Annotated in this window: 13 protein-coding genes; 6 read left to right on the top strand and 7 right to left on the bottom strand. The window is 63.9% G+C overall.

Features of this window, described 5'->3' with window-relative positions; all coding sequences use genetic code 11:
* Positions 1-135: 135 nt before the first annotated feature.
* Complete coding sequence (gpmA, locus tag BCV67_RS15730) at positions 136-885, bottom strand: 2,3-diphosphoglycerate-dependent phosphoglycerate mutase (protein ID WP_062168538.1); 750 nt, start codon at positions 883-885, stop codon at positions 136-138.
* A 284-nt stretch (positions 886-1,169) separates the two neighbouring features.
* Between gpmA and BCV67_RS15725 the strand changes: the two genes are divergently transcribed.
* The 3 genes from BCV67_RS15725 (at position 1,170) to BCV67_RS15715 (ending at position 3,661) form a co-directional block, all read left to right on the top strand.
* Positions 1,170-2,030 (top strand): pirin family protein, encoded by an 861-nt coding sequence (locus BCV67_RS15725; protein ID WP_062168540.1) that lies wholly within the window; start codon positions 1,170-1,172, stop codon positions 2,028-2,030.
* A 201-nt stretch (positions 2,031-2,231) separates the two neighbouring features.
* Entirely contained in the window at positions 2,232-2,951 is a 720-nt protein-coding gene (gene aqpZ / locus BCV67_RS15720) for an aquaporin Z (protein WP_082746722.1), read from the top strand.
* Between the two features lie 248 nt (positions 2,952-3,199).
* A complete protein-coding gene (locus BCV67_RS15715) occupies positions 3,200-3,661 on the top strand; it encodes a hypothetical protein (RefSeq protein WP_231732375.1) in 462 nt (153 codons plus the stop codon).
* Between the two features lie 50 nt (positions 3,662-3,711).
* Here BCV67_RS15715 and BCV67_RS15710 read toward each other — a convergent pair whose 3' ends face one another.
* Positions 3,712-4,563, bottom strand: coding sequence for a pirin family protein (locus BCV67_RS15710; RefSeq protein ID WP_062168544.1), 852 nt, complete (start codon positions 4,561-4,563; stop codon positions 3,712-3,714).
* A gap of 232 nt (positions 4,564-4,795) precedes the next feature.
* Between BCV67_RS15710 and BCV67_RS15705 the strand changes: the two genes are divergently transcribed.
* Together BCV67_RS15705 and BCV67_RS15700 are read left to right on the top strand one after the other, a co-directional pair.
* A complete protein-coding gene (locus BCV67_RS15705) occupies positions 4,796-6,862 on the top strand; it encodes a carbon starvation CstA family protein (protein WP_062168547.1) in 2,067 nt (688 codons plus the stop codon).
* The gene (locus BCV67_RS15700) at positions 6,862-7,086 is read left to right on the top strand and encodes a YbdD/YjiX family protein (protein ID WP_057626620.1); all 225 of its coding nucleotides are present in this window, start codon (positions 6,862-6,864) and stop codon (positions 7,084-7,086) included. The genes BCV67_RS15705 and BCV67_RS15700 overlap by 1 nt, the downstream gene beginning before the upstream one ends.
* A gap of 221 nt (positions 7,087-7,307) precedes the next feature.
* On the opposite strand, the gene BCV67_RS15695 is transcribed toward BCV67_RS15700, so the two are convergent.
* The 5 genes from BCV67_RS15695 to BCV67_RS15675 all read right to left on the bottom strand — a co-directional run bounded on the left by BCV67_RS15695 (position 7,308) and on the right by BCV67_RS15675 (position 15,019).
* Positions 7,308-8,558, bottom strand: coding sequence for a DUF819 domain-containing protein (locus BCV67_RS15695; protein WP_062168549.1), 1,251 nt, complete (start codon positions 8,556-8,558; stop codon positions 7,308-7,310).
* A 350-nt stretch (positions 8,559-8,908) separates the two neighbouring features.
* Complete coding sequence (locus tag BCV67_RS15690; RefSeq protein ID WP_062168551.1) at positions 8,909-10,162, bottom strand: DUF819 domain-containing protein; 1,254 nt, start codon at positions 10,160-10,162, stop codon at positions 8,909-8,911.
* A gap of 177 nt (positions 10,163-10,339) precedes the next feature.
* Positions 10,340-10,570 (bottom strand): SHOCT domain-containing protein, encoded by a 231-nt coding sequence (locus BCV67_RS15685; RefSeq protein WP_062168553.1) that lies wholly within the window; start codon positions 10,568-10,570, stop codon positions 10,340-10,342.
* A 99-nt stretch (positions 10,571-10,669) separates the two neighbouring features.
* Positions 10,670-12,730, bottom strand: a complete 2,061-nt coding sequence (locus tag BCV67_RS15680; RefSeq protein ID WP_062168555.1) for an alpha/beta hydrolase family protein — start codon at positions 12,728-12,730, stop codon at positions 10,670-10,672.
* 297 nt (positions 12,731-13,027) lie between these two features.
* Complete coding sequence (locus BCV67_RS15675) at positions 13,028-15,019, bottom strand: OPT family oligopeptide transporter (protein WP_062168557.1); 1,992 nt, start codon at positions 15,017-15,019, stop codon at positions 13,028-13,030.
* A gap of 208 nt (positions 15,020-15,227) precedes the next feature.
* Here BCV67_RS15675 and BCV67_RS15670 point away from each other — a divergent pair, with 208 nt between their 5' ends.
* Positions 15,228-16,991: a peptide MFS transporter gene (locus BCV67_RS15670; protein WP_062168558.1), complete on the top strand. Its 1,764-nt coding sequence runs from the start codon at positions 15,228-15,230 to the stop codon at positions 16,989-16,991.
* The last annotated feature ends 30 nt before the right edge of the window (positions 16,992-17,021 follow it).

The following is a 17,021-nucleotide window of genomic DNA, read 5'->3' as shown; positions in this document are numbered from 1 at the left end:
AAGCTCAGCAATGCCAGCTTCGCGGCTGACGCCACTTCCACACAAACGCAAAGACCGATGCCAGCAAGCTGACATCGGTCTTTGGGTGATTCACTGCCTAAGCAGGCAACAGCGACGCTGCTTTCAGCGGGTCGCTTACTTGGCCTTGCCCTGGTTGGCCACGGCCTCGGCGGCCTTCTTGGCCGCTTCCGGATCGCCCAGGTAGCGGAACGACTTGACGGTGAGGTCGTCGTTCAATTCAAACAGCAACGGAATGCCGGTCGGGATGTTGAGCTCAAGGATCTGCTCCTTGCTCACGTTGTTGAGGTATTTGTACAGCGCGCGCAGCGAGTTGCCGTGGGCGGTGACCAGCACGGTCTTGCCGTCCTTCAACTGCGGGGCGATGGCGTCATGCCAGTACGGCAGCACACGCTCCAGCGTGGTCGCCAGGGATTCGGTGGCCGGCAGCGCATTGCGGTCCAGGCCGGCGTAGCGGCGGTCGTGGATCGGGTGGCCCGGATCGGCCAGGTCCATCGGCGGCGGCGGGATGTCGTAGGAACGACGCCACACCTTGACCTGCTCCTCGCCGTGCTTGGCGGCGGTCTCGGCCTTGTCCAGGCCCTGCAGGCCGCCGTAGTGACGCTCGTTCAGGCGCCAGGACTTGTTGACCGGCAGCCAATCCTGGCCCAGCTCGGCCAAGGCACCCTGCAGGGTGTGGATGGCGCGCTTGAGCACCGAGGTGTGGGCCACATCGAACTGCAGGCCTTCTTCCTTCATCAGCCGGCCAGCGGTAGCAGCCTCCTGGCGGCCCTGCTCGGTGAGGTCCACGTCCACCCAGCCGGTGAAGCGGTTGTCGAGGTTCCACTGGCTCTGGCCATGGCGCAACAGCACGAGTTTGCGGGTCACTGCGGAGGTCTCCGGGATGGGGAAGGAAGATGGCGATTGTAGCCCTTCACGTTGCTCTCCGGTCCTTGTTTGGGGGCTTGGGTAGGGCAGCCGTGTAGTTGCAGGGGAGACTGGTTTTCTCTGCTTGTCCGGTTGTTTTGGTGGATGCGCAATAGCAGGAGCTCCCCCCTCCCCAGCCCCATCAACCCACCCAAACAACAATCCATTCCCCGCACGACGACTCCCTCTTCGCTTCTGCCATGCCATCCTGCGCGCACATTCAAGCAATCCGGAGCCAGCCCGCCATGACCACCATCATCAGCCCGCGCGTCCACGACCTTGGCGGCTTTCAGGTCCGTCGTGCGGTGCCTACGCTGCAGGCGCGCAGCGTTGGTTCGTTCGTGTTCGTGGACCATATGGGCCCGGCCATCTTCAGCCCCGGCCAGGGCATTGATGTACGCCCACATCCGCACATCGGCCTGGCTACGGTCACCTTCCTGTGGGCCGGCCAGATCGGGCACCGCGACACCCTGGGATCGGAACAGGTCATCCGCCCGGGCGACGTCAACTGGATGACCGCCGGCCGTGGCATTGCGCACTCCGAACGCACCCCCGCCGCCGTGCGTGAGCATGAGCAGGCCGTGCATGGCATGCAGACCTGGGTTGCCCTGCCCAAGAGCCACGAGGAAACCGATCCGGCCTTCTTCCATTTCGGCGCCGACCAGTTGCCGCAGCAACACCGTGACGGCGCCTGGCTGCGGGTGATCGCCGGCCGCGCCTATGGCGAGGAATCGCCGGTGAAGGTGTTCGCCGACACCTTGAACGTCGCCATCGACCTGGAACCCGGCGCCGAGATCGACCTGGACACCTCGCACGTGGAGCGCGCGCTCTACATCCTGGAAGGCGACGCGCAGTTGGACGGGACCGACGTTCCCAGCCAGCACCTGGTCATCCCCGAACCCGGCGCGCGCGGCCGCCTGCGCGCCAAAACTCCGGTCAAAGCGATGCTGATGGGCGGCGAGCCGCTGGATGGCCCGCGCCACCTGTGGTGGAACTTCGTCTCCAGCTCCAAGGAGCGCATCGAGCAGGCCAAGGACGACTGGCGTGAAGGCCGTTTCGGCAGCATCCCGGGCGACGACAAGGAGTTCATCCCGCTGCCGGGCTGAGTGCCTTCGGCAAACCCTTGCAGGGGCGGAACCCGGCGACGCGACCCTGCGCCGCTGTCGCCGGCAACCCGCAAGTCACGCATAGCCCTAATTACCTACAGGCAATAGCGAGAAACAGTTAACGATTTCGCTACTCATCCTCCCCTCTTCTCCGTTATTTTCCCCACACCCGAACCGGGGAATATCAAAGGGAACATGATCATGAGCATGGGAAAGCGTCTGGCTGCCGAGTTTCTCGGTACCTTCTGGCTGGTATTGGGAGGTTGTGGCAGCGCGGTATTGGCTGCGAAATTCGGCGGTGACGGTAATCCGCTGGGTATTGGCTTTGTCGGTGTTGCGCTTGCCTTCGGCCTGACCGTACTGACCGGCGCCTATGCGTTCGGCCACATCTCCGGTGCCCACTTCAACCCAGCCGTGAGCATCGGCCTGTGGGCCGGCGGCCGCTTCCCGGCCAAGGACCTGCTGCCCTACATCGTGGCCCAGGTGCTGGGCGGTATCGTTGCTGCCTTCATCCTGCTGCAGATCGCCCAAGGCAATGCCAGCTTCCTGATTGATGGCAGTTCGCCCGGCGCCTTCGCCAGCAATGGCTACGGCGCACTGTCGCCGGGCGGCTATACCGTGGCGGCGGCCTTCCTGTGCGAAGTGGTGCTGACCGCCGTGTTCCTGGTCGTGATCATGGGGGCTACCCATGGCCGCGCCCCGGCCGGTTTCGCGCCGATCGCCATTGGCCTGGCCCTGACCCTGATCCACCTGATCAGCATCCCGGTCACCAACACCTCGGTGAACCCGGCCCGCTCCACGGCGGTCGCCCTGTTTGCCGGCGCCGGTGCGCTCAGCCAGCTGTGGCTGTTCTGGGTGGCACCCATCCTGGGCGCGGCCATCGGCGGCCTGGCCTATAAGTGGATCGGCAGCGACAAGTAAGCCAGCCATTGGTTTCAACTGTTATCAATAAACGAAACGGCCCCCATGCGGGGCCGTTTCCGTTGAACGCAAAGACATTTTGCAAGTGATGGGGATTTTGTAATACCGTCGCCACTTGGCTGGCGCGCATGGGGATGCACGTACAGAGGGGGACGGATACCACCCACCAGCCATGCCGTGCCGTGACTTCAGAACCATCCACACGACTTCGTCGCGCCGTTGGCCGATGTTCCATGGGGGAATGCGAAGTGAAGACTGTCCGTTTTTTTTCTGCCGTACTCGCGCTAGGCGCCTGCGCCAACGCGTTCGCCCAGCAGGCCGTGCAATGCCCGTCGTTGCCCGCCAATAGCGGGCTGCACTGGGATCAACAGACGCAAAGTGATTTCATCGTCTGCAAGGCCACCACCGAAGATGGCCGCACGGTATTGAACATGATGCTGAGCGGGCGCGATCCCGGCCTGGCCCTGAACCGCCCGCTGCGCGCTGAGAAAGGCGAGTTCGGCGGCGAAGCGATGTACTGGTACAAACTCGACATGGGTGGCCGCGATGTCCCCGGGCTGGAATCGCGCCGCATCAGCGTGGTCAAGCTGGACAAGAACCGCTACGCGCAGATCTGGATCGACGCGGCCGACACCACCGAGCTGGGCACGCTGCAGAACCTGACGCAGACCTTGAACCTCAATCCATCCGCGCTGGCCGGTAGCAACTGAGCCGGTATTGATGCCGGTCCCGGCGCAGAACGCGCGGGACCGGTCATCGCTCAGAAGCGGCCTTCCTGGTAATCAACGAAGGCCTGCATCAACTCCTCGCGGGTGTTCATCACGAACGGCCCATGCCGCGCTATTGGCTCGCGTAACGGACGCCCCGCCACCACAATCAATCGTGCGCCCTGCGCACCGGCGCGCATCTGCAATCTGCTGCCACCACCCAGCACGGCCAGCTGCTGCAGTTCCACCGCACGCGCATCCTCACCTTCACCCAGCGATGCATCGCCTTCGAAGACATAGGCGAACGCGTTGTGCCCGGCCGGCAGCGGGCAGGTCCAGGCGCTGCCCGGGCTCAGGCTTACATCCAGATACAACGGCTCGGTAGCCGGCTGCTGGATCGGCCCGCTGACCGAATCCACCGTACCGGCGATCACCTTCACGCTGACACCCTCGGCCGCTGCCAGCTGCGGAATGCGTTCGGCAGCGAACTCCTGGTAGCGCGGATCGGTCATCTTGTCGCGCGCCGGCAGGTTCACCCACAGCTGGAAGCCACGCATGCGGCCTGATTCCTGCTCGGGCATCTCCGAGTGCACAAGCCCTCGCCCGGCTGTCATCCATTGAACGCTGCCAGGCGTCAGCAATCCCTCGTTGCCGTGGTTGTCCTTGTGTCGCATACGGCCATCGAGCATATAGGTCACCGTCTCGAAGCCACGGTGCGGATGTTCGGGGAAGCCGGCGATGTAGTCCTCTGCCCTGTCGGTGCCGAACTCGTCCAGCATCAGGAACGGATCAAGCTCCGGCAATGATGGCGTGCCGATGACACGGGTCAACCGCACCCCCGCACCATCGGAAGTAGGCATGCCACGGATGCTGCGAACCACCCGGGCGGAATCCTGGTTACTCATGAGGAATCTCCTTGAACATGCAGCAGACAATGACTGCCGCCAGTACCCAAACCAATCGTCATCACTGCAACCATTTGTTCCAGCCTGCCACTTAAAGCCAATACACCCCCGCAGTCATGTTCGATAAGACATCGCCCTAAGACCAAAGTCGCATCCGCTTCAGCCGCCATGCACATTGACCCCCGACCAGCATGGGTAGAACCTTGGGCATATTCCCCTGCGAGGCAACTCGATGAAAGGTTTTTCAAAAGCCGGATGGGCGCTGCTGTCCCTGATCGGCGCATTCTGTCTAGGCGTCGTGGCGCTACGGCGCGGCGAACACATCAATGCCCTGTGGATCGTGGTGGCAGCGGTATCGCTGTATCTGGTGGCCTTCCGCTACTACGGCCTGTTCATCGCAAACAAGGTGCTGGGGGTTGATCCCACCCGCGCCACGCCGGCAGTGCTCAACAACGATGGCCTGGACTATGTGCCCACCAACAAGCACGTACTGTTCGGCCATCACTTCGCCGCGATTGCTGGTGCCGGCCCGCTGGTGGGCCCGGTGCTTGCTGCCCAGATGGGCTATCTGCCCGGCACGCTGTGGCTGATTGCCGGCGTGGTGCTGGCCGGCGCGGTGCAGGATTTCATGATCCTGTTCATCTCGACCCGTCGCAACGGCCGCTCGCTGGGTGACCTGGTGCGCGAGGAGATGGGCCAGGTGCCCGGCACCATCGCCCTGTTCGGCGTCTTCATGATCATGATCATCATCCTCGCGGTGCTGGCGATGATCGTGGTCAAGGCACTGGAGGGCAGTCCCTGGGGCATGTTCACGGTGATCGCGACCATGCCGATCGCCATCCTGATGGGCGTGTACATGCGCTACATCCGGCCGGGCAAGATCGGCGAGATTTCAGTCGTTGGCCTGATCCTGCTGCTGGCTGCCATCTGGTACGGCGGCAAGGTTGCCGCTGACCCGGTGATGGGCCCGATGTTCACCTTCACCGGTATCCAGATCACCTGGATGCTGATCGGCTACGGCTTCGTCGCCGCGGTGCTGCCGGTGTGGCTGCTGCTGGCCCCACGCGACTACCTGTCCACCTTCCTCAAGATCGGCACGATTGTCGGCCTGGCGATCGGCATCCTGATCGTGATGCCGGAACTGAAGATGCCCGCGCTGACCCAGTTTGCCGATGGCACGGGCCCGGTGTGGAAGGGCAGCATGTTCCCGTTCCTGTTCATCACCATTGCCTGCGGTGCAGTTTCGGGCTTCCATGCACTGATCAGCTCGGGCACCACGCCCAAACTGCTGGCCAATGAAGGCCATGCCGCCTACATCGGTTACGGCGGCATGCTGATGGAATCGTTTGTGGCAATCATGGCCATGGTGGCCGCTTCGATCATCGAGCCGGGCATCTACTTCGCCATGAACAGCCCGGCCGCCATCATTGGCACCGACGTGGTGCATGCTGCGCAGGTGGTCAGCAACTGGGGCTTTGCCATCACCCCGGAGCAGCTGACCGCAACCGCCGCGGAGATTGGTGAAACCACCATCCTCTCGCGTGCCGGTGGCGCGCCCACCCTGGCCGTGGGTATCGCGCAGATCCTGCATGCGGTGCTGCCGGGTGAAGGCATGATGGCCTTCTGGTACCACTTCGCCATCCTGTTCGAAGCACTGTTCATTCTGACCGCGGTGGACGCCGGCACCCGTTCGGGCCGCTTCATGCTGCAGGACCTGCTGGGCAACTTCGTGCCGGCCCTGCGCCGCACCGATTCGTGGGTGGCAAGCTTCATCGCCACCGGCGGCTGCGTGGCGCTGTGGGGGTACTTCCTGTACCAGGGCGTGACCGATCCGCTGGGCGGCATCAACATGTTGTGGCCGCTGTTCGGCATCGCCAACCAGATGCTGGCCGGCGTGGCGCTGCTGCTGTGCACCGTGGTGCTGTTCAAGATGAAGAAGGACAAGTACGCCTGGGTGCCGTTGATTCCGGCCATCTGGCTGCTGATCTGCACCACCGCAGCCGGCTTCATCAAGATCTTCTCCGACATCCCGGCAGTGGGCTTCCTGGCCCAGGCACACAAGTACCGTGATGCCATTGCCGCCCAGGAGCTGCTGGCACCGTCGAAGAACTTCGACCAGATGCACCAGGTGATGGTCAACAACTACATCAACACCGGCCTGACCGCGCTGTTCCTGTTCGTGGTGTTCGCGGTGCTGGTGTATTCGATCAAGACCATTGCCGCGGCACGTCGTTCGCCGACCCGCACCGACAAGGAAACGCCTTACGTGGCATTGAAGCCGCACGAGGTTGACCTGTAATGGGCACCGAGCTGGTCCCCGTCGGCCAGTACCAGACGTTCCGCCGCACCTGGCGGCGTCTGGTGCAGACCGCGCGGCTTTGCTGCGGCGTGCCGGACTACGACAACTATGTCCGGCACATGCGCGAGAAGCACCCTGACCGCGAGGTCATGGATTACAAAACCTTCTTCCGCGAACGCCAGGAAGCCCGCTTCGGCGGCAGGAGCGGCTTCCGCTGCTGCTGAAGCAACGGGAAGACAAACAAAAAGGCGGCGCCATGGGCGCCGCCTTTTTGCTACCTGTAGTGCCGAGCCATGCTCGGCATTCGCTTCATGTAGTGCCGAGCCATGCTCGGCAGAGGCCTTACCGGTAACGCCCTGCCGAGCATGGCTCGGCACTACAATGCTCGCCGGCTTCGCGGCTCACGCCGCTCCTACAAGAGGCGGCAGGCAGGGCGGCTGAAGCCTCAGGCGCCAGCCATCCACTTCAGCATCAAGCCGGTCATATAGGCGATCACCGTGCCGGTGGCATAACCCACCGTGCCGAGCAGCACACCCACCGGCGCAAGCGTGGGATGGAAGGCCGCCGCCACCACCGGTGCCGATGCGGCGGCGCCGATATTGCCCTGCGAGCCAATGGCAAAGAAGAACAACGGCGCACGCAGCAACCGACCCACGATGTACAGCAAGCCGATGTGCACGCCCATCCAGATCACGCCCAGCAGGAACAGCCACGGGCGGTCGGCCAAGGACTGCAGATCCATCTGCATGCCGATGCAGGCAATCAGGAAGTACAGGAACAAGGTGCCGATCTTCGATGCACCGGCAGCTTCCAGGTTGCGCGCGCGGGTGAAGCTCAACAGCAGGCCGGCAAGCGTGGACAGCATCACCACCCACACAAACGAAGAATCCAGTGACGCCTTGCTGGCCCAGCTCACGTTCTGCCCGAACCAGCCGGCCAGCGGCGTGGCCAAAGCATGGGCAAGACCGACGATGCCCAGGCCCACACCCACGATCACCATCAGGTCGGTCAGGCTGGGGTTGCGCGCGCTCTTGGCTTCGTATTCGGCGATGCGGCGTTTCATGTCGTCAATGGCCGAGGTATCAGCACCGCTCTTGGTATCAATCGCCTGCGAGCGCCCAGCCAGCCAAAGCAGCACCGCCATCCACAGACTGGCGCAGGCCACGTCGACCACCGCGATCTGACCAAAGGTGGTTGCATCGACGTTGAAGGTCTCGCGCATGGCGGCCATATTGGCGCCACCGCCGATCCAGCTGCCCGCCAGGGCGGCCATGCCGGCCCAGGTGTCACCGGCCACGGTTTCCGGGTGGATGAACTTCATCACCTGGAACGACACCGCTGCGCCCAGCACGATGCCGACAGTGCCGGTGACGAACATGATCAGCAGTTTGGGGCCCAGCTTGGCGATGCCCTTCAGGTCGATGGACAGCGTGAGCAGGACCAAGGCGGCCGGCAGCAGTACATCGCGTGCGATCGGGTTGTAGAGCTTGGTGCTGTGGCCATCGATCAGGCCGGTGGTGTTGTAGATGGCGGGGATGAAATAGCACAGCAACAGTGCGGGCACCCAGCTGAAGACCTTCTTCCAGAATGGGGTCGGGCCACTGGCCAGCCAGAAGATCAGGGCCAATGTGGCAGCAATCAGGCCGAGGCCGACGATGTCATTGGTGATGAGGGCGGTACTGGGTTCGGTCGGCATAAGGCCTGTTCCTGTCGATCGAAGGGAAATAAAAACGCCACGTTGGTGACGTGGCGTGGGAGGGTGGAGCCTAGCATGGTGGTGTTGTGTGCGGGGTTTGTCTGGGGAAAGCGGCGCTTTGCGCCTTTCCCTCTCCCCAACCCCTCTCCCGTAAAGGGAGAGGGGCTTTGAAGCTGCAGTTGCATATGTTGCTGGCGTTCGGAGCACGCTGAGCCCCTCTCCCTTGCGGGGTGAAAGGAGCAGCTTGCGAGCCACAGGTTCGCTGCTCATTGAACGCCTTGCGTCAGCGCAAGGGCTGGGGCGCGGTGCGGGGGGTTGGGGAGAGGAGCGCGCGCAGCGCGCACCAGAACTCACCCCGCCCCAGCCATCGCCCGCAACGTGATCCCAACCACATACGCCGCACCGGTACCCACCGCATAACCCAGAGTGCCCAGCAACACGCCTACCGGCGCCAGCGCAGGATGGAATGCAGTAGCCAACACCGGCGCCGAGGCTGGGCCGCCGATATTGCTCTGCGAGGCAATGGCGAAATAGAAGAACGGAACGCGCAGCAGGCGCCCAGCCAGCCACAGCAGCACGATGTGCACGCCGATCCAGATCACCCCCAACGCGAACAGCCAGGGCTTTTCCAGCAGCGCCAGCAGGTCCATCTGCATGCCGATGCAGGCGATCAGGAAGTACAGGAACATCGAACCCCACTTCGATGCGCCCACGCCTTCCAGCTCACGCGCACGGGTGAAACTCAGGCCCAGGCCGATGAAGGTCGCCAGCAGCACCACCCAGACAAAGGGTTTGTCCATGCTTACCGCGCTGGACCAGCTGACATGGGCCGCAAACCAATCCGCCAACGGTGCGGCCAGACCATGCGACAAAGCCACCGCACCAAACGCCACGCCGGCCATCACCATCATGTCGCCCAGCGCCGAGATGCGCGCGTGCTGGGCCTGGTAGCTGGCCACGCGATCACGCAGGTCATCCAGCGCGCGCGTATCGGCGCCGCTGCGCTTGTCCATGGCCGGCGCACGTGAGGCGAAGAAGATCAGCACCGCCATCCATACGTAACCCACGCCGACATCCACCACCGCGAACTGGCCGAAGGTGGTGGCGTCGACTTCGAAGATCTCCTTCATCGCCAGCATGTTGGCGCCGCCACCGATCCAGCTGCCGGCCAGTGCCGCCATCCCGCCCCAGGTCGCACCGGCAACGGTTTCCGGATGCAGCCAGGCCATCAACTGGAACGCGACCACCGCCCCGAGCATGATGCTCAGCACCGCCGCCACGTACATGGCCAGCATCTTCCAGCCCAGGCCAAGAATGCCTTTCAGGTCGATGGAAAGCGTCAGCAGCACCAGGGCGGCCGGCAGGAACACATCGCGCGCGATCGGGTTGTAGAGCTTGGTGGTCTCACCGTCGATCAGGCCGAAGGTGTTGTACACACCGGGAATGAAGTAACACAGCAGCAGCGCGGGCACGAAGCTGTAGAACTTCTTCAGCAGCCGGTTGCTGCTGCCCGATGTCCAGAAAATAACGCCAAGCGTGGCGGCGATCAGGCCGAATACGATGATGTCATTGCTGATGAGTGCGCCTGTTGCGGCTGCCGTCATCGTCTATCCCCTTGTTGTGCGTATGCGGGCAAGCCCCCTCGCCCATGGATGAAACCTGCAGCCGCACCGCACCGTAAGGGAGACAGCAATTGCGCAGGACTGGATACGATGGCGCGTCCCTCGCCTTTTCCCGGTCATCCAGACCTGGTTTGACACACCTTCAATTGCCGGCGGAATTCAAAGCCGTGTCACCACCGCCGCACGTTGCCGCGCGTATTCCTCATCGGTGATCAGGCCCTGGGCCCTGAGTTGTTCCAGCTGCTGCAGGCGTTGTTGCGCGGTGGCCACCGGGTTGCCGGGAACACGCGAGGCACGCACGAGCAGCCAGACAATCAGGCCGACCACGCTGGCCGCAAGTGCGAACACAAACAGCAGAATCAACCAATGCCAGATGCTGAACATTCCCATCGCACCCTCTCCTTCGCGACTGCCGCGGTGATGGCCTCCGCGAACGGCGCCGCCGCCTGAAAAAAAGGGGCGCGCCACCGGCACGCCCCTTTCATCCACTTACTGGCCGATGTGCTGCTTCAACCAGCCATTGACCGTGTCATGCCACTGCACGCTGTTGTGCGGCTTGAGCACCCAATGGTTCTCGTCCGGGAAGTACAGGAACTTGGACTCGATACCCTGGCGCTGCAGCGCGGTGAACGTGGCCAGGCCCTGCTCCACCGGGATGCGGTAATCCAGTTGGCCCTGCACCACCAGCATCGGCTTCTTCCAGTTGGCGACGTGGTTGACCGGGTTGAACTTCTCGTAGTTCTGCGGCACGTCGTACGGGGTACCGCCCTGCTCCCACTCGGTGAACCACAGTTCTTCGGTGGCATAGCCCATGGCGCGCTGGTCGAACACACCATCGTGGTTCACCAGGCACTTCCACGGCTCGTTCCAGTTGCCGGCGCTCCAGTTGACCATGAAGCCGCCATAGCTGGCGCCCAGTGCGCAGGCCTTGTCGCCATTGAGGAAGCTGTACTTCTGCTGCGCTGCGGCCCAGCCCTTCTGCAGGTCTTCCAGCGGGCGGTCGCCCCAATGCTGGCTGATTGCATCGGTGAAGGCCTGGCCGTAACCGGTGGAACCGTGGAAATCGATCATCACCACCGCGTAGCCCTGGCCGGCATAGGTCTGCGGGTTCCAGCGGTAGCTCCAGCCATTGCCGAAGCTGCCCTGCGGGCCGCCGTGGATGAGGAACGCCACCGGGTACTTCTTGCCTTCCTGGTAGTTGTGCGGCTTGACCACGTAACCGTGCACGGTCTCGTCGTTCCAGCCCTTGAACGAGAACTGCTCGAAGTCACCGAAGTTCACCCCGTCCAGCATTTCGCCGGCGCTCTGGGTGATGGCGCGCTGCGGTGCGCCGGCAGCGGTGCTGCTGGTGAACACCTGATCGCCACTCTTCAGCGAATTGCGGGTGAAAGCAAGCGCGTCACCGGCGACATCGAAGGAGGAGATGCTGCCCTCGCCCACCAGCTTGGTCGGCGTGCCATCGGCGATGGCCACCGAGAACAGCGGGTGCTCGCCCATATCCTGGGCAGTGGTGTAGATGGTCTGGCCATCGGCCGACAAGGTGATGCCGTCTGCCGAGCGGTCCCACTGCGCGGCGATTTCCTTGACCTTGCCACTGGCCAGGTCCATCGCCATCAGGCCGAAGCGGTCAGCCTCAAAGCCCGGGCGCTTCATCGCACGGTAGAACAGGGTCTTGCCGTCGGAGCTGAACACCGGGCCGGCGTCCCAGGCGGGGTTGGCCGCAGTCAGGTTGACCGGTGCCTGCTTGCCGGCAGCATCGAGCTTGTACAGATCGAAGTTGGTCGACCACGGCTCCTTGCTGCCCTGCACGCGGATGCTGGCCACGACGGTCTTGCCATCCGGTGCCCAGGCGAAGTCTTCATTGCCGCCAAACGGCTTGGACGGGGCGTCGCCAGCCAGCGTGGCGCTGATCGCCGATGCGCCCTTCACCGCAGCCGCGCCGGCAGCCGGCAGCGGAGCCACGAACAAGGTGTTGCGACGTCCGTCCGCCCAGGTATCCCAATGGCGGACGAACATGCTGTCGAACACTTGCCCGCTGCTCTTGTCGGCCTTGTCCTTGTCCAGACGCTGGCTGGTGCAGGCCAGGTCCGAGCCGCAGTCCTGGAACACGCCGGCGCTGAACAGCACGCGGTCGCCCTGCGGCGAGATGCGGTAGCTGTCCACATCCAGCGCGAAATCGGTCAGCTGGCGCGGCTCGCCACCTGCCAGCGGCATCACGTACAGCTGCTGGCTGCCGTTCTTGGCGCTGAGGAAATAGACGTTCTGGCCTTCGATCGAGGCCGAATTGACGTTCCAGCCAGCCGGGGTCAGCTGCTTCGGCGGCGCCATGTCGCGGGTACGCAGGTCGCGGATCCACAGGCTGCTGCTGGCCTTGAGGTCGGCATCGACAATGCGCTTGGCAAATACCACCTGCGCGCCGTTGGCGGTGAGCAGGGGCGCGGACGCGCGGTCCAGCTTGACCATGTCGCGGACTTCAAAACCGCGCGCACTGGCCAGCGACGGCAAGGCGGCCAGCAGGCATAGCGGCAACAGGGCGTGACGAAGCTTCATGGGCAACTCCCAGGCAAAGGCAAACCCCGATGGTAGGCGGCCAGGCCATCCGGCTGCAAAGGCTTGAAGTCATGGCCAGGCAACCGCCGAAAACAGCAAAGCCGCCCAAGGACGGCTTTGTGTTGGCTTTGGCTTGAGCCCCCTCCCTTTGGCCGCAGGCCAAGGGGAGGGTTGGGGAGGGTGCTTTGGCTTTGGCTTTGGCTTTGGCTCAATGCTCCAAGCCCCAGCCAACTCAAAACCAAAAGCTCCCCTCTTCCGCCCTGCTGGCACCTTCTCCCACAAGGGGAGAAGGGAAAATCAAGCCTTCGCTGCCGGCTCGCCCTTCTTGCCGATGCGGTACATCAGCAGGCCAACCAGGAACAGCACGAACAGGCCAACCCAGGCCGACAGGCTTGCCCAAGTGTCAGCGAAACCGCCCAGCGGCAGGGCCAGCACGTCGCCCTTGCCGCTGACCACGATCGGCACCGCAATGGCGATGCCCATCAGCGCTTCACCGGTGATCAGGCCCGCTGCAAACAGCACGCCCGGGCGGTGCACGCGATCACGGCCTTCTTCGTCATCGGCACGCAGCTTGTGGAAACGCTCGACCAGGTGGGCCAGCAGGCCGCCCAGGAAGATCGGCACCATCAGCTCCAGCGGCAGGTAGATACCGATGGCAGCAGCCAGCACCGGCACGCGGAAGCGCTTGCCGGTCTTCTTCAACCACTCGTCAATGGCGATGATCACCGCGCCGACGCCAGCACCCAAAGCAATCATGGTCCACGGCAGCTGGCCGCCGAACAGACCACGCGCCACCGACGCCATCAGGTTGGCCTGCGGTGCAGCCAGCGAGTTCGGGTGTTCCGCGGTCGGCGCGCCGATGCCGTAGGCATGGGCCAGCAGGTTCAGCACCGGCGCCATGATCAGGGCGCAGGAGAACGCACCAATGCCCAGCATCAGCTGCTGCTTCCACGGGGTTGCGCCGACCAGGTAACCGGCCTTGAGGTCCTGCAGGTTGTCACCGCCGACAGCGGCGGCACAGCAGACCACCGCGCCGATCATGATCGCAGCCACCGCACCCAGCGGGGCACCGCCCACGCCAACCGGAATCAGGCCGTCCTTGCCCAGCAGCAGCACCAGCACCACCGAGGCGAACAGGATGGTGGAAATGGTGATGCCCGAGACCGGGTTGTTGGACGAGCCAATCAAACCGGCCAGGTACGCCGATACCGACACGAACAGGAAGCCGGCGACGATCATGATGATGGTCATCGGGATCGACACGTGCCACTGGCCGACGATGGCCTGGTACAGGCCCAGCAACGGCAGGGTGAAGGCGATCAGGGCGATCAGCATCCACTTCATCGGCAGGTCGCGCTCGGTCTCGGCCAGGGCCGGGCCACTGCTCTTGCGGGCGGCGGCAAAACCGCTCTTGACGCCGTTGAACAGCGACTTGCGCAGCGAGAACAGGGTCCAGACGCCGCCGATCAGCATGGCGCCAACACCGAGGTAGCGGATCTGCGAGCCCCAGATGGCGAACGCCGCTTCAGCCGAGCCGGCATTGGCGATGGAGGCCGCCAGGTCCGGGTTGCCGCCCAGGAAGAACGCCTGGTAGAGAGGAATAGCGATGTGCCAGGACAGGATCGAGCCGGACACCACCACGATTCCGACGTTCAGGCCGACGATATAACCCACGCCCAGCAGCGCCGGCGACAGGTTGGTGCCGATGAAGGCGGTGATCTTGGAGCTGCCGACATAGGCCGACTGCGCCCAGGCATCCGGGAAGATGCGCAGGCCCGAGGCCGCCGCCAGCTTGACCAGGCCACCAATGGCCGCAGAAATACCCAGGATCTTCATGCCCGGGCCGGGGTTTTCACCGGCCTTGAGCACTTCGGCCGCGGCCTTGCCTTCCGGGAAGGGCAGCGGATCTTCGACGATCATCGAGCGCCGCAGCGGCACCGAGAACAGCACGCCCAGCAGGCCACCCAGGCCGGCGATACCCAGCACCCACCAGTACTTGAAGTCCGGCCAGTAGCCCATGATCACCAGCGCCGGGATCGTGAAGATCACGCCGGCGGCAATCGACGAACCGGCCGAGGCGCCAGTCTGGACGATGTTGTTTTCAAGAATGGTGCCGCCACCGAGCAGGCGCAGCACGCCCATCGAGACGACGGCCGCCGGGATGGCGGTTGCGATGGTCAAGCCTGCGAACAGGCCCAGGTAAGCATTGGCGGCAGACAGCACCACAGCCAGCACGATGGCAAGAACCACCGCGCGGAATGTGAGCTGCGCAGGCGCAGCGTTGTTCATGGAAAGCCCTTGAATGGCAAAAAAACCTTCGCCACGCTAACGCCCGCTTAACAGCAAGTCCAGCCGCGACGCCGCACGGCCCCGCATGCGGCACAGCCAACACTCCAATTTGGCACAGCCGGGCGAGGGTTTGAGCCGATGCTGCAGCGCGGGCCATGCCGACCCAAGCGGCCACCTATACTCGCCGGCGTCGATCCAAACGCTGCCCATGTCCACATCCATCCTGCCAGCCACCGGCACCGACGACTTCCTCGGCCACCCCAAGGGCGTCTACGTCTGCTTCTTCACCGAGATGTGGGAGCGCTTCTCCTTCTATGGCATGAAGGCCCTGCTGCTGCTCTACCTCACCAAGTACCACCTGTTCGGCGACAAGGCCGGGCTGGACCTGCTTGGCGCCTACGGCGGGCTGGTCTACTGCATACCGGTGTTTGGCGGACTGCTGGCCGACCGTTGGCTGGGCATGCGCAAGGCGGTGGTGTTCGGCGGCATCCTGCTGGTGCTCGGCCACGCCGGCATGGCGTTTGAAGGCCATGCCGCGCAGCGGGTGGCAGGTGAAGTGGTCCGCGACGAGGCCGCGCTATCTATCACCTACCTGTCGCTGGCGCTGATCATCATGGGCGTGGGCTTTCTCAAGCCCAATATCTCCACCATCGTCGGCAAGCTGTACCCGGAAAACGACCCGCGCCGCGACTCCGGTTTCTCCCTGTTCTATGCCGGCATCAACCTCGGCGCCCTGTTCGCCTCGCTGGTCTGCGGCTTCCTCGGTGAAGCCTATGGCTGGAAATATGGCTTCGGCGCGGCCGGCATCGGCATGCTGGTCGGCTTGGCGATGTTCCTGTGGGGCCAGAAGTACCTGCAAGGCCACGCCGAGCCGGCGCAACCTGCCAGCCTGCGTGAGCGCGTGCTTGGCCTGCCGCGCGAATGGTTGATCTATGCGGTCGCCATTGTCGGCGTGGTTCCGGTGGCCGCACTGATGTGGGCTGCCGCCAACGGCGCCTTCGCCCTGGGCGGTGAGATCAGCCTGGCACTGATGCTGATGATCGTCGTGCTCGGCGGTGTGCTGCTGTGGTTTGCCTGGTTCACCGGCAGCCAATGCACGCCCATCCAGCGCCAACAGATGATCGCGCTGATGGTGCTGATCTTCATGGCCCTGGTCTTCTTCACCTTGTACGAGCAGACCTACGGCTCCTGGGTCACCTTCACCGACCGCCTGTTGACCAAGGATCTGGTGCCGGCATTGGTCATCCGCGAAGGCACGCCGTTGCCGTGGTCCATCGTCTCGCTGCTGCTGGCGCCGTTGGGCTTCGTGGTGGCGGCACGCCTGTCCGACCGCGATCCTGCGTCCAAGGCACCGCGCCTGCTGTTTGCGCTTATCGTGATTGCCATGCTGGTGATGCTGGTGCGCGATTGCCTCGTATTGCCGCAGACCGCCGGTTCGCTGACCTATCTGGGCGCGCTGTTCCTGGTACTGCTCGCTCCACTGTTTGCCGCGCTGTGGGCCTGGCTGGACAAGCGCCGGCTCGATCCGTCCAAGCCATTGAAGTCTTCGTTCGGCCTGGTATTCGGCGCCCTCTCCTTCGTGCCCTTGGCACTGGCTGCGCAACAGGTAGGCGCAACCGGGCAGATGGCCAGCGTCTGGTGGCTGGTATTGGCTTACCTGATCCTGGAGATCGGCGAGATGTGCCTGTCACCGGTTGGCCTGTCGGCGGTCACCCAGCTCGCCGCACCGCGCGTGGTCAGCCTGATGATGGGCACCTGGTTCCTGGCGACTGCGTTTTCCGAAACCCTGGCGGCATTGTTCGGCAAGCTGGCCGCCATCGACGTGCCGGAAGGCGAAGTGATGAACATCGCCGAAGCCGCCGGCCGCTACGAACACCTGTTCTGGCTGCTGATGTGGATCGGCCTGGGCTGCGCGGTAGTGGCGCTGATCGCCTCGCCGCTGCTGAAACGGATGATGCACGGCGTGCGTTGACGTCGCGCACCGCCATAACCCCGCCGCTGC

The sequence above is a fragment of the Stenotrophomonas nitritireducens genome, assembly GCF_001700965.1.
GTDB lineage: Bacteria > Pseudomonadota > Gammaproteobacteria > Xanthomonadales > Xanthomonadaceae > Stenotrophomonas > Stenotrophomonas nitritireducens_A.
This window is presented reverse-complemented; position numbering and strand designations above follow the sequence as displayed.

Excerpts from the sequence above, each read along its gene's own strand:
- BCV67_RS15725 (WP_062168540.1), top strand. The coding sequence starts at position 1,170 with ATGACCACCATCATCAGCCCGCGCGTCCACGACCTTGGCGGCTTTCAG.
- aqpZ (WP_082746722.1), top strand. The coding sequence starts at position 2,232 with ATGAGCATGGGAAAGCGTCTGGCTGCCGAGTTTCTCGGTACCTTCTGG.
- BCV67_RS15710 (WP_062168544.1), bottom strand. The coding sequence starts at position 4,563 with ATGAGTAACCAGGATTCCGCCCGGGTGGTTCGCAGCATCCGTGGCATG.
- BCV67_RS15705 (WP_062168547.1), top strand. The coding sequence starts at position 4,796 with ATGAAAGGTTTTTCAAAAGCCGGATGGGCGCTGCTGTCCCTGATCGGC.
- BCV67_RS15700 (WP_057626620.1), top strand. The coding sequence starts at position 6,862 with ATGGGCACCGAGCTGGTCCCCGTCGGCCAGTACCAGACGTTCCGCCGC.
- BCV67_RS15695 (WP_062168549.1), bottom strand. The coding sequence starts at position 8,558 with ATGCCGACCGAACCCAGTACCGCCCTCATCACCAATGACATCGTCGGC.
- BCV67_RS15690 (WP_062168551.1), bottom strand. The coding sequence starts at position 10,162 with ATGACGGCAGCCGCAACAGGCGCACTCATCAGCAATGACATCATCGTA.
- BCV67_RS15685 (WP_062168553.1), bottom strand. The coding sequence starts at position 10,570 with ATGGGAATGTTCAGCATCTGGCATTGGTTGATTCTGCTGTTTGTGTTC.
- BCV67_RS15680 (WP_062168555.1), bottom strand. The coding sequence starts at position 12,730 with ATGAAGCTTCGTCACGCCCTGTTGCCGCTATGCCTGCTGGCCGCCTTG.
- BCV67_RS15675 (WP_062168557.1), bottom strand. The coding sequence starts at position 15,019 with ATGAACAACGCTGCGCCTGCGCAGCTCACATTCCGCGCGGTGGTTCTT.
- BCV67_RS15670 (WP_062168558.1), top strand. The coding sequence starts at position 15,228 with ATGTCCACATCCATCCTGCCAGCCACCGGCACCGACGACTTCCTCGGC.